Below are 12414 nucleotides of genomic sequence, written 5' to 3' on the forward strand. Positions count from 1 at the left end.
GCATCTGCCGCTAAAGCGATCGCCCTCTTGTATTCAGTAAGCTATTTACTCGTCCTACCAGGGAAGTTTAATGAGAAGGAGATTCCGTGTCATTTCAAAGACAATTTAATGAAGCTCTCATACAGCGTTTTATACAACTCATTGGGACTCATATAGGCTTACAGATTCGTCCGCAAGAGCGAGAAGCTTTATGTGAAAAAATTTGCTTCCGGATGAACGTCATTTCTATCTATCTTCCTGAGGCTTATTACCAATTATTAGAAACCGATACTTATCAAAGTCAGGGCGAATGGCAAGAACTAGCGAATTTGTTAACAATTGGCGAAAGTTACTTCTTTCGAGATAAAGGTCAGTTTTCTCTATTAAAATATCAAATTTTACCGCAATTGATAGCCGCTAAAAAGCAAACGAAAACCCTGCGAATTTGGAGCGCGGGATGCTCAACTGGCGAAGAACCTTATTCTCTAGCTATTCTCCTCACCGAACTCATTCCAGATTGGGAAAGCTGGAATCTCTATATTTTAGGAACAGATATCAATCAAGAGTCTATCAATAAAGCAAAACAAGGAGTTTATAGTTCTTGGTCATTTCGATTGTTAGACCAGAAACTACAAAACTGCTACTTTGAGCCACATGGGACGGAATGGAAAATTAACAACAGCATTCAAAACATGGTTAATTTCAAAACTGTCAATTTAATTAAAACGCCCTTTCCTAATTTATTTTTAGATGTTCAAAATATTGATTTAATTCTTTGTCGAAATGTCTTTGTTTATTTTGATAAACCTGCTATTTCACTTGTTGTTAATAAATTTTACAATACTTTACAACCAGGAGGATATCTTTTGACGGCTCATGCTGAACTTCAGGGGATAGATATCAGCTTACTTCACACGGAGTCGTTTCCCGAATCAACAATCTATCAACGCCCTAAGGAGACGTTTGGAGGGAAGCTTTCAAGGAAGAAAGTAAAAGTTTATTCTGACACTGAAGAACCAATACTTTGCCCATCTTCCCCAGCGGCAAATAAGGTAAAAATAGAACTTGCACCATTAGTTTCTAAAAATTATTTTCCGGTACAAGTAAGAGGAAAAAATAGTAACGAAGTCAATGAATGCGAACGCTTATCTAATCTTGAATTCAGCGAAAAACCGGCGACTACTTCAAGCTTTCAGGCACTTATCTGTGAAGCTAAAACCCTTTTTAAACAGAAGTATTATCCCTCAGCAATTCAAAAAACAGAGCAAGCGATCGCTTTGGCACCCAAAAACTTTGACTCTTACTATCTGATGGCTCAAATATATGCCAACTTAGGTGAATATGGCAAGGCAGTTCACTACTGCCAACAAGCACTTAAAATCGATTCTCTTTCTGAAAAACCTTTATACCTACTCGCCCATATTGCGGAAGAACGAGGGGATGTTGAAGAAGCTAAAAGTTTATTAAAAAAAATCATTTACTTAGTGCCTTCCTCTATCTTGGCATATCTGGAAATTAGCGGCATTTACGAACTAGAAGGAAATCTTTCTAAAGCTTTAAAAATGCGAACAGTTGCTTTAGAAATTTTAAAAAAGTTACCCCAGGAATCGATAGTTGAATCCCAAGAAAAAATGACCGTTGGAGAATTGAGCGTACACATCCAAAAAATGTTACAACCACAGTTATAATCTCTATGGAATATAAACAATATATTATTTTCAGCTTGAATGCTTCCCTTTATGGAGTAGAAGCATTTTCAGTACAAGAGATTTTCTTTCTCCCAGAGTTAACGCCAATCGTAGAAGCACCGCCTGAAATGGTAGGAGTGCTTAATCTCCGGGGTGAAATCTTACCAGTTATGGATCTTCATTTTCGCCTGGGGTACGGATTCCCAGAATATCGCCTTATGGATAGTGTAATTGTTCTGGTATGTCAGGGATTTAGATTTGGCATTATTGTCAATGAAGTTCATGACGTGCAGAAGATTTACACTAATGCGATCGCGGCAGATTTTTCCTATAAACGAGAGATCGCAAATCAACCCAATTTTGTTACGGGGATTGCCAAGTTAGAGGCAGATATCGTGATGTTACTAAACCCGGAAAAGCTCCTCCAGTTCTCAGAAAAAATTGAAACATTAATTACAGGAAAAAAATCGCTAAATCCAGAAATAAAAGCTGATATTGCCTTTGTTTCTCACCAAGAGAGTCGTCTATTTTTCTCCAATAAAACCTCAGAAGAAAAAGCGATTTTTCAGGAACGGGCAGAAAATTTAAGGCGACAAGCGGAGAACCAAGATTTTACGGGAAGCCGCCCGATGGCAGTGATTAATTTAAATAATGAATATTTTGGGGTGGATTTGGGGAACGTGCGCGAATTTACTGATATTCGCAAAGTTACTCCGATTCCTTGTTGCCCACCTTATATTGTCGGCAATATGAATTTGCGGGGTGAGATTTTGACATTAATCGATATTCGTGGGGTATTAAATTTACCATTGGGTAATCTAGAGAATACAGCGAAGGCGATGGTTGCTTGCATCGACGATCTAGTGGCTGGTTTGATAGTTGATGAGGTATTGGATGTAATGTATTTGCACCTGTCGGAGATGATGCCAGTACCTGCCGCAGCCCGTTCTGTTAAGGAAGAATACCTCCGAGGAACGGTTGCTTACGGCGAAAAGATGATAGCTATTTTAGAGCTACCCAAAATCCTGATGCAAGCAGGGTTGATGGTTGATGAAGAAGTGTGATTAGTTGTTAAATTCCATTGCCCAGAAAGCTTTAATGCTGGCTGAGAATAGCAACCCAGGCGGCATCGCTAACATTAGAAGGGGCAGCGATGCTGAGAAGAGAAGAGCGAAAGCCACTATCTAACAGGTTGTTGGAGCGCTGAAGGCTCTCAATCAGCAAGCCAAAGACACCGCTTGCGGCATTACTCAACCGATTGGCACTTAAAACCTCAACAAAGCTGCGTTGAGATTCGAGGCAGTCATTTGGTTAATCTGTATGCGGCTGGTTAGCAGCGTGAATAAATATCATTTCTATATTTTAAGTTTTTTAAACTCTTAACACTCCTAGAGCGGAAGAGGGATTAATAATAAGAGCCGTTCTAACACACAACTAAGTATGTATAGATTTTAAAAAAAATTCCAAAGAGTATTTTCTTGGTGGATTATAGAGATGTTAGGGGCAGGTTTGACTAAGAAATTTTACATTTTCTAAACAATCCTCTCTTTGGCAATTCAATTTTTTAGGAGAACCTACCCTAAGAAGAATTTATCACCAGTATTTATACTAATCCTCTAGGTGTATTAAATTTAAAAACGAAAAGTCATAAAACGGGTAAATTAGCTACAGTATTTTGAGTTACTGGCTTTCTCTCACTCCTTGTATCGCCCTAAGCGATCGCTATCCAGCTAGTCATGGTGGCTTGACTGAGGAAACAAAAAAATACTAGTACGAGCAAAATCAAACTTAGCGCCAAAATCTGAACAAAGCTGCCTTCAATCTTTACCCGATCGTCGAATTTAATAATGCAGGATAAGTCTGATGTTTAAAAATTTATCTTTACAATCTCGATTAATCGGCTCATTTTTACTAATGGGTCTAATTGTATTAGTGGTTGCTCTCGTAGGTTGGAGCGGAGCTACTCGGCTGGGCGACCATATTAATACACTGGGGAATAATACTTTGCCTAGCGTAACTGGATTGTGGAAAATCAATGAAGGACAAACCCAAATCCAGTCATCGGAACGAGCGCTACTCAATACATTTTTGAAAACCGAAAATCGCCAGTTTGAATTGAATAGAATTAAAAATGCTAAAGCGCAGATTGATGAAGGGTTTAAACAATATGAGTCAATTTCACAGACTGCCGACGAAAAAAAGCTCTATCAAAAATTTCTTGGGGACTGGAAAAGGTGGCAGCAAGACCATGAAAGATTCCTGGACATTTATCAACAATTTGCCAAACTGGGCGTCTTAGATCCTGCGAATCGGCTGGCTGAGCTTGTAAGTCAGGAGAGGCAGACCTCACCAGAATTTGCACGGGCAAAAGCGGCGGATGCCCTGCTGGACGAACTTAGCGAACTGGCAGCAAATGAAGAACTAAACTCATTTAACACAGCCACAGAATCGGTGCTAGCAGTTGTGGAATACAACCAGAACTTTGGGGAAGCAGCCCAGAAGGCAGCAGAAACAGATGTGGCTCAAACCTCTTTTTGGGTGTTTGTTGGGATGATTCTTGGCCCCCTGACTGCGATTATTTTTGGTGTTTTCTTCAGCATCACGATTGCTAAGCCGCTGGGTGCCAAAATATCTGGCATTGTCAACACGATTGTCACTTCTTCATCAGAAATTGCTGCCACAGTAGAGCAACAAGAACGCACGGCAGCTCAACAAGCGGCGTCTGTGAATCAAACCACGATCACGATGGATGAGTTGGGTGCTTCATCTCAGCAATCAGCAGAGCAAGCCGAGGCAGCAGCAACTGGATCGCGGCAGGTGCTTTCGCTGACGGAGGGTGGAAGCCAAGCTGTCGGGCGAACTTTGGAGGAAATGGCGCTGCTCAAGGATAGAGTGGGAGCGATCGCTTCTCAAATTCTCCGTCTATCCGAGCAAACGAATCAAATCGGCAATATTTCTGGCTTGGTGAGTGACTTAGCCAACCAGACGAATATGCTGGCACTGAATGCAGCCGTTGAAGCTGTTCGAGCTGGCGAACACGGCAAAGGCTTTGCGGTGGTGGCGGCAGAAATTCGCAAACTGGCAGAACAAAGTAAGAAATCTGCCGGAAAGATTAACGTCCTGGTTAGCGATATTCAAAACGCGATCAATGTCACGGTGATGGTGACGGATGAAGGGACGAAAACGGTGGAAGCTGGGGTGAAAACCGCTCAGGGCACAGCACAAGCATTCACCGGCGTGGCTGATGCCATCGAAAATATCGCCATAAACAGTCAACAAATTTCGCTTTCTGCCAAACAACAAGCGATCGCGATTCAACAAGTCGTTGATGCAATGAGCAGCCTCAATGTCGCAGCTAAAGAAAATGCCAGTGGCATTACTCAAACTAAAATCGGCATCCAAAGACTGAATGAAGCGGCTCTGAACCTCAAGTCAGTGGTGTAGCGAATCCTATGGCAATCCGTGCAAAAGTCGTAAAATTATCTGCTCCTTTTTCTCTCTTACTTGGCGTCCTGAGCTTCCCCCTGCTTTGCTAGAGCGTCTAAGCACTAAGGCGCAGGCTCCGCCAACGCGGTTCGTTAACAAAAGAAAATTTCCCTATTCAACCAGGATTGCTAGATTCGCTTAGAAATATCCCAAAAAATTACGGCTAATTATCTCTAAAACTAAGAATCAAAAGCTAAAAGCTTCTCAGTTAACCATGATGATAGAAGACGACGAACTCCGAGATTTATTCAAAATTGCCAGCGAAGAACATTTGCAGAAACTTGATGATGGGTTGCTGCATTTAGAAAAGTACCCCAACGACGAAGCTCGACTAGAAGAATTATTGCGGGAAGCCCACAGTCTCAAAGGTGATGCTCGAATGCTGGGCGTGCGCGATGTGGAAACTCTCACCCATCAGCTGGAACATATTTTGGGAGGTGTCAAACGTGGCGAGACACAACTGGTATCTGCAATATGCGATCGCCTCTATCAAGGCTTAGATGCCATTCGCAAACTGGTCTGCGAAGCCGTCACCGGGGAACCCACAGGTATCAACACCTTTCTCGTCCTCGCCCACATGATGGGAGCTGAATTTACAACTCCAGCGAATCAGAATAATCAGAATTATTTAGACCAAGAAGGCGTTCAGCCAGAACATGAGGAAGCAATTGAGCAAGAAACCCTTGCCCCGGATATAACTTCCGAACTGCCCGAAACATCCGCCAACATAGAAGTATTACAGACAACATTTCTCCAAACACCCGCATCCCTCACACCAGTGGAGGTGGGTGTCAAACCTGCCCCTGATGCTCCCGACGGTAAGGACAGTCCACCCAACTTTTCGCACAACGGCTCTCAACACCCAAACTCCCCCCCCGTTGCCCTCGGCGAACCCTACCGCATCGAAACGATTCGCGTCGAAACCCGCAATCTTGATGCATTGCTGACCCAAGCAGGCGAACTCACCGTTACCAAAATCCGCATTGCCCATCGACTAGCTGAAATTGAGGAAATCGTGGCGCTGTGGGAGGAGTCGAGCCGTCTAAGCGTGCAGAAAACTTCAGCCCTGACCCTACACAAAGAAAAGATAACAGGTGACAGGCAAGCAGTAAGTGTCACCTCTGCCGCTCAGAACGGGCGGAGGAACCCCATCTCTACAGCGTCGGTGGGGGGGCAATCCTACAGTATGAACGGGGGAAGGCAGCCTCTACAGGACTTCGATGAGCGCCTGGGAGTTCTGATCAACCAGTTAAGAGATGCCATCTATGAAGATACCGCCCGACTGGACACGATTGCCGGTGATTTGGAAGAAGGCATTCGCACTCTCCGCCTGTTGCCCCTATCCACCATTTTTCAGTTATTTCCCCGGATGGTACGGGATTTAGCCAGACAGCAAAATAAAGAAGTCAATCTGGTCATTGAAGGCGGCGAAACCAAAGCGGACAAGCGCATCTTAGAAGAAATGAAAGATCCCTTGATGCATATCCTTCGCAACTGCGTCGATCATGGCATTGAGACACCAGCAGAGCGAGAAGCGCAGGGAAAGCCGCGTACCGCCACTATTCAGATTAAAAGCTACCAAACAGCCACAAATATTGCGATCGCCATTAAGGATGATGGGCGAGGATTAGACATCGAAAAGATTAAGCAGACAGCTCTCAAGCGCGGACTCTGCCGGGAAGAAGAACTCGCCGCCATGACACCGGCTCAAATTCACTCGTTGATTTTTGCCCCTGGTTTCTCAACGCGGACTTTTGTGACCGAAGTTTCAGGCAGAGGCGTAGGGTTAGACGTGGTTCGCACCAATGTAGAACGTCTCAAAGGCAGCATTGAGGTTGAATCAACACCTGGAAAAGGCTGCACGCTTCGGCTCTGTTTAGGCACGACCCTGGCAACCGCGCCGGTACTGATTGTGGAAGTGAGCGGAAAAGCTTACGCCCTTCCAGTGGAGTTTGTGCAAACAATGCGGTTGATTTCCCAGAATCAAATTTTTACGATTGAAGGCAGAGAAACCATTGTTGTGAATGGACACCCGGTTTCCGTCGCGCGACTGGCAGATTTGCTGGAATTTCCAGTCGCCAGTAGCAACGGACAACGAACGACTTCTACCGATTTAGAACAACTGCCCTGCATTATTTTGAAAGTGGGAGATGATCAACTGGGACTATTCGTTGATGGCTGGGTAGATCAACAGGATGTGGTACTCAAATCTCAAAGTAAATTGCTCAAACGAGTTCGCAATGTGATTGGCGCAACTATCCTCGGTACTGGGGAAGTTTGTATGATTTTAAATCCTTCAGATTTAATTAAATCTGTGCGAAAACGAAACCCGCTTGTGAAATCATTTGCACCCATTACAGAAGAGGACAGAAAACCCGTAATCTTGTTGACAGAAGATTCCATTGCCATTCGCACTCAAGAAAAACGCATTCTGGAGGGTGCCGGTTATGAAGTGGTAACAGCAGTGGACGGATTGGACGGTTTCAACAAACTTAAAACTCGTTCTTTTGATGCGGTGGTTTCCGACGTGCAAATGCCGAATTTGGACGGTCTGAGTTTTGCTGCAAAGATTCGCCAGAATAAGGAATATAATGAAATTCCAATCATTCTGGTGACATCTCTGGCTTCAGATGAAGATAAACGCAGAGGTGCAGAAGCTGGTGCGAATGCTTACATTACCAAAGGCACTTTTAACCAAGAAATATTATTAGAAACCTTAAGAAGACTTGTGTAGTTAATCGCTAATCGCTAATGGCTTTTGAATAATTAGCAATTAGCAATGAACAAAATGCCAATTCGAGTTTTATTAGTAGACGATTCTGCGATTGCAATGGCAGTGCTGAAACGGATTCTGTCATCCTCACCAGAAATTGAAGTGGTGGGAATGGCTCAAACGGGTCGGGAAGCATTGGCATTGATTCCTTCTTGTTCGCCACAGGTGATTTGCACAGACCTACATATGCCACAGATGGACGGTCTGGAATTTATCTCTGAGGTTATGGCAACTTATCCTCGTCCGATTCTGGTGATTAGCACTTCGGTACAGGAAGAGGATAAGCAAAATGTTTTCCGGCTTTTAGAGGCGGGGGCAGTGGATATTTTTCCCAAGCCTCGTGGTGGTGCGGGATCGGATTATGAGTTAGTAAAACAGGAGTTAATCGGCAAGATTAAAATCCTGTCTGGCGTGAGTGTCTTTACCCAGTATCGGAAGAAGCCAGTTTTGGATTTTAAATTTTCGACGATAAATTCCCCATCTAAAATCCCCCATCAAAAATCCAAAATCGTGGCAATTGGCGCGTCTACTGGAGGGCCGCAAGCTTTATACAACATTCTTATCCATCTGCCAGCGAATTTCCCCCTCCCAGTGATTTGTATTCAACACATCAGCGAGGGGTTTTTGCAGGGAATGGTGGATTGGTTAGGGTTGGAATGTCGTTTGCCCGTCAAAATTGCCCGTGCTGGGGAAATACCAAAAGCGGGAACGATTTATTTTCCACCGGAACGGCTGCATTTAGAATTGGATACTCAAGGCAGATTTTGTCATTCTGCCGCCCCGCCAGTGGGGGGACATCGCCCCTCTGTCACGGTTACTTTTAAGTCGGTGGCGAGTTTCTACGGTCAAGGAGCGGTGGGGATATTGTTGACTGGGATGGGTAGAGACGGTGCGGAAGGGATGGAAGCGATCGCTCGTGCCGGTGGCATTACCATTGCCCAAGATGAGAAAAGCTGTGTGGTGTTTGGAATGCCAAAAGAAGCGATCGCCCTCGGTGCAGCACAGTATGTTTTGCCCGTCACCGAGATCGCGCCCATGTTACTCGCCAAAATCAGGGGTGGCGATTAGTTATTTAATCGGTAATTGGGCGGACAAAAATTTTAAGTGATGAATTTTGAATTAAAAAACTCATCACTTAAAACTCACTACTTTACAAACGGGGTTAGGTTGTAATCGCCGTTTTCAAACTCCGGCAAAACTCAGCGATCGCATCGAGTCCCTGTTCGGGTGTTCCTTCTGCCAAACGTTTCACCAAGGCACTCCCGACAATTGCAGCATCTGCCCCCCAGTCTTTCACCTGACGGGCGTGTTCTGGCTCGGAGATGCCAAACCCAATGCCGATGGGCTTATCCGTAACGCTTCGGATCTGCTTGAGGATATCTTGCACCCGCGAGTCCAACCCAGATCGCATTCCCGTTACACCAGTGACACTCACCAAGTAAATGAATCCCTGAGACTGACGCGCGATCGCTTCTATTCGCTCTGGGGAACTGGTAGGCGCTACCAATAAAACTACATCAATTCCCATACTGGCAGCAGTTTGCAGCAGATTGGAAGACTCCTCCAAGGGCAAATCTGGCACGACCAATCCCCGCACCCCAGCATTCGCAATCTGCTTGAAGAACGGTTCAAGGCCTCGGTTTAGAATCGGGTTGTAGTAGGTAAATAGGACGATAGGCGATCGCACCTCTTTGCTAACCCCGGATACCATCTCTATTACCTGTTCCAAGCGGGTTCCCCGTTGCAAGGCGCGAGTCGCGGCAGCTTGAATCGTGGGTCCATCTGCCAACGGATCTGAATAGGGGACGCCCAGTTCAATCATGTCAGCACCGGCGGCATCAAGAACTTTTAACGCCTTAGCCGTGGTCTCCAGATCCGGATCTCCCGCTGTGATAAAGGGAATTAAGGCACATTCAGAGCGACGCGCGAGAGACTCAAAGCACTCGGAAATTGAAGTCATTTGTCAAAAATCAGTGGTCAGTGGTCAGTGGCACTTCGGGCGTTAGCAATTCACGGATCAGCAGTCAGGGGCAAACAAGAAACTACAGGCTCTTATACGGGCACAGCATTACCGTGCCCCTACACACCTGACCGCTAACGGCTATCAGCTATTTTTTTAATTTGTTTTCCCGTTCGATTTCAGCTTGCAGCTGAGCCAGTTCTTCTGGCGTCAATTCTTCCAGGCGCTTTTGTAAAACGGCTTCTTCATAGTCTTTGAGCTGCTGGTTATAGGTCATCCGTTTCGTTCCGACTCGGAACAGGTAGGTCAGCAGCCAGCCAACCAACCCGCCCACTAGGAAAACTTGACTCCAAATCCCCGCTTCCAGGCTATCTAGCCCAGCCACCAGCAACAGCAAATACACAATTCCACCGGCGGCAAAGACGCCGATGCCAATTCCAATGATGTCAATTCGTCGCATTTAGCGCTTACCCAACGACAAACCTTAACTCTGAACTTGCCGCCGCTTGGGTCGAAAATTCAAAAATGGGCTGAGGAGCAACAAACCTGGGAAGAAAAAGAAAACCAGGAAATACATGAAACTCCGTTCAAAGGAGCTAGCCACATACCAACGCTGTTGCAGGTAGGCATACAGGGCGAAGGGAATCACTACCAGGTAGGCTCCACTCAAAACTAGATACAATATCGCAACCATCATAATTTTTTCTGGCGGTAGAAGAACGAGCGCGAGTACCGGCGTCCCGGCGCGGACATCAACACAAAAAGTCTCTCAACAGAGAACTATCCGTTTAGACACCCGACGAACTGTCCATATTTTACCGTTTGCTGGAATCAGCCGCTTAATTAGTGAGACTACTAAAGGAATAGTTGCATAAAGTCCCCATTTAATGGTGCAATAGACAATGAAGTTAGTTTTGTAGAAGATACGTAACGACACTTCTCCCCATCGGGGGGGCATGGCGGAATGGCAGACGCTACGGACTTAGAAAACTGAGCCTTGATGGAGAAATCTGTCAAGTGACGGCTCTCAAATTCAGGGAAACCTAAATCTGGCAACAGACATGGCAATCCTGAGCCAAGCCAAAGTCAGTGCTTGAAGATTGAAAACTGAGGACTGAGTGAATTTAAAACTCAAAACTCAAAAACCAAACTTCAAAACTCTTTGGAAGGTGCAGAGACTCGACGGGAGCTACCCTAACGTCAAGCCGAGGGTAAAGGGAGAGTCCAATTCTCAAAGTCGTAAAAGACAGTAGCGAAAGCTGCGAGAGAATGAAAATCCGTTGACCGTAAAAGGTCGTGAGGGTTCAAGTCCCTCTGCCCCCATTTCAATTCAAGCCAAAATCAATGCTATCTCCAGATCGGCAATCCGTTGCTATCTGAGAGATAGCATTGTTGTGAGATAGGCATTTTACTGGCATTTTCGCTTATTGCTAGCTCAATACCTGTTTATAGCGTTTCTTAAGTTGAGTGGAAGATATCGCGGCTCTACGTTTTAACGGCGCCCATTAGGTAGGGGCTTTTTGATTGCCATGCCCCTACGGATGTATTCCATACAACCCTTGAATTGCGATGGTAAAGACCTAGGACAGAATCTTGGCAACCCTAGGGTAATTTTTTAGATTTACCAAGATTTTCCAAAGCAGCAACCAGCTTCACGTTTGGTTGATTCTTTTCATCTGGTTCAAGCGAACGGGCATCTATGAAAGTCTCTCTATCTCTGGATTTCTCTTCAAACTTTCGAGTGACCGATTGCTTACCTGCAACCGTATTTAGCCTTGCCTTAGTTTCTGCCGAGCCAATCCGAATTTGAATTTGGGGGCCGGAGCTGGCGAGGCGAATAATCATCCCATCGACCACCGGCACTTGGTCGATGCGTTTTCCATCGAGATAGGTGCCGTTGGCACCTAAACTAACAACTTCCCAATCGGAAGCACTACGCCGAATCTCGACGTGGTGTCGAGAAACAACCGCACTGTAAAGAATGACATCATTCTCGGTTGACCGTCCAATCCGAATTACTACTGATTCGGGTTCAAAAGTCCAATTCTGAACTGGTATAGATTGGATAGGATGCAGCAGGGTCAGGGTAATCACCGATGTTACATATTCTAAAGATTTCCGTCTCTAGGCTTGGGACTCGTAACACTGTCAACTGACGTGGCTTCCTCCATTCAATGAATTGAAATGAATCCCCCAATGACTGGAGTCAGACCGCGAATGGGTAGAACGTGGGCAGATGGAATTGTAAACCCTTTTGACCTCGTTCCACCTGGGTTTCGCGTTTTTAGTTCCAAGGCACCCACGGGTGTTACCAATGGCATCGTATCATGAGGGGGTCAAGTCGGTGTATCCCCCGAATTGATTCGCCGGGATTCCCAATTTCTCCCATCACAGGTTTATATAACTGTGGAATTTACATAAACCTGAGTCCGATGCCGAATTGTTTCCCTCAAGCCTATCACTTAAAAAAACAGTCTGCAATTGCCATGACCCCTCACCCCAAGAGGCGATGCAGCAGGCTTTTCAGG

10 protein-coding genes are annotated in these 12414 nt (G+C 45.2%); 5 read left to right on the top strand and 5 right to left on the bottom strand.

Annotated features, from left to right (window positions below; all coding sequences use genetic code 11):
- Positions 1-86 precede the first annotated feature (86 nt).
- Both NDI44_RS02525 and NDI44_RS02530 read left to right on the top strand, forming a co-directional pair.
- Positions 87-1667 (top strand): CheR family methyltransferase, encoded by a 1581-nt coding sequence (locus NDI44_RS02525; RefSeq protein ID WP_190413550.1) that lies wholly within the window; start codon positions 87-89, stop codon positions 1665-1667.
- A gap of 5 nt (positions 1668-1672) precedes the next feature.
- Positions 1673-2731 carry a chemotaxis protein CheW gene (locus tag NDI44_RS02530; protein WP_190413552.1) on the top strand — a complete coding sequence of 353 codons (1059 nt, stop codon included), beginning with the start codon at positions 1673-1675 and terminating at the stop codon, positions 2729-2731.
- A gap of 31 nt (positions 2732-2762) precedes the next feature.
- Here the strand turns inward: NDI44_RS02530 and NDI44_RS02535 are convergent, their stop codons facing one another.
- Positions 2763-2921 (bottom strand): hypothetical protein, encoded by a 159-nt coding sequence (locus tag NDI44_RS02535; RefSeq protein ID WP_190413554.1) that lies wholly within the window; start codon positions 2919-2921, stop codon positions 2763-2765.
- 609 nt (positions 2922-3530) lie between these two features.
- Between NDI44_RS02535 and NDI44_RS02540 the strand changes: the two genes are divergently transcribed.
- The 3 genes from NDI44_RS02540 (at position 3531) to cheB (ending at position 8994) form a co-directional block, all read left to right on the top strand.
- On the top strand, positions 3531-5111 hold the full coding sequence (locus NDI44_RS02540) for a methyl-accepting chemotaxis protein (RefSeq protein WP_190413556.1): 1581 nt from the start codon (positions 3531-3533) through the stop codon (positions 5109-5111).
- A gap of 259 nt (positions 5112-5370) precedes the next feature.
- Positions 5371-7887: a hybrid sensor histidine kinase/response regulator gene (locus tag NDI44_RS02545; RefSeq protein ID WP_190413775.1), complete on the top strand. Its 2517-nt coding sequence runs from the start codon at positions 5371-5373 to the stop codon at positions 7885-7887.
- 54 nt (positions 7888-7941) lie between these two features.
- Positions 7942-8994: a chemotaxis-specific protein-glutamate methyltransferase CheB gene (gene cheB, locus NDI44_RS02550; protein ID WP_190413777.1), complete on the top strand. Its 1053-nt coding sequence runs from the start codon at positions 7942-7944 to the stop codon at positions 8992-8994.
- 94 nt (positions 8995-9088) lie between these two features.
- On the opposite strand, the gene trpA is transcribed toward cheB, so the two are convergent.
- The 4 genes from trpA to NDI44_RS02570 form a co-directional block, all read right to left on the bottom strand.
- Positions 9089-9886 (bottom strand): tryptophan synthase subunit alpha, encoded by a 798-nt coding sequence (trpA, locus tag NDI44_RS02555; RefSeq protein ID WP_190413558.1) that lies wholly within the window; start codon positions 9884-9886, stop codon positions 9089-9091.
- A gap of 148 nt (positions 9887-10034) precedes the next feature.
- Positions 10035-10346 carry a DUF3007 family protein gene (locus NDI44_RS02560; RefSeq protein ID WP_190413560.1) on the bottom strand — a complete coding sequence of 104 codons (312 nt, stop codon included), beginning with the start codon at positions 10344-10346 and terminating at the stop codon, positions 10035-10037.
- 24 nt (positions 10347-10370) lie between these two features.
- The gene (gene ndhL / locus NDI44_RS02565) at positions 10371-10583 is read right to left on the bottom strand and encodes an NAD(P)H-quinone oxidoreductase subunit L (protein ID WP_190413562.1); all 213 of its coding nucleotides are present in this window, start codon (positions 10581-10583) and stop codon (positions 10371-10373) included.
- Between the two features lie 905 nt (positions 10584-11488).
- Positions 11489-11980 (bottom strand): FHA domain-containing protein, encoded by a 492-nt coding sequence (locus NDI44_RS02570; protein WP_190413564.1) that lies wholly within the window; start codon positions 11978-11980, stop codon positions 11489-11491.
- Positions 11981-12414: the final 434 nt, after the last annotated feature.

It is taken from the genome of Trichocoleus sp. DQ-A3 (genome assembly GCF_039961975.1).
GTDB lineage: Bacteria > Cyanobacteriota > Cyanobacteriia > Cyanobacteriales > FACHB-T130 > FACHB-T130.

Bases quoted from the DNA above. Each gene is read 5' to 3' on its own strand.
- NDI44_RS02530 (WP_190413552.1), top strand. From the start codon at position 1,673: ATGGAATATAAACAATATATTATTTTCAGCTTGAATGCTTCCCTTTAT.
- NDI44_RS02540 (WP_190413556.1), top strand. From the start codon at position 3,531: ATGTTTAAAAATTTATCTTTACAATCTCGATTAATCGGCTCATTTTTA.
- NDI44_RS02545 (WP_190413775.1), top strand. From the start codon at position 5,371: ATGATAGAAGACGACGAACTCCGAGATTTATTCAAAATTGCCAGCGAA.
- cheB (WP_190413777.1), top strand. From the start codon at position 7,942: ATGCCAATTCGAGTTTTATTAGTAGACGATTCTGCGATTGCAATGGCA.
- trpA (WP_190413558.1), bottom strand. From the start codon at position 9,886: ATGACTTCAATTTCCGAGTGCTTTGAGTCTCTCGCGCGTCGCTCTGAA.
- NDI44_RS02560 (WP_190413560.1), bottom strand. From the start codon at position 10,346: ATGCGACGAATTGACATCATTGGAATTGGCATCGGCGTCTTTGCCGCC.
- ndhL (WP_190413562.1), bottom strand. From the start codon at position 10,583: ATGATGGTTGCGATATTGTATCTAGTTTTGAGTGGAGCCTACCTGGTA.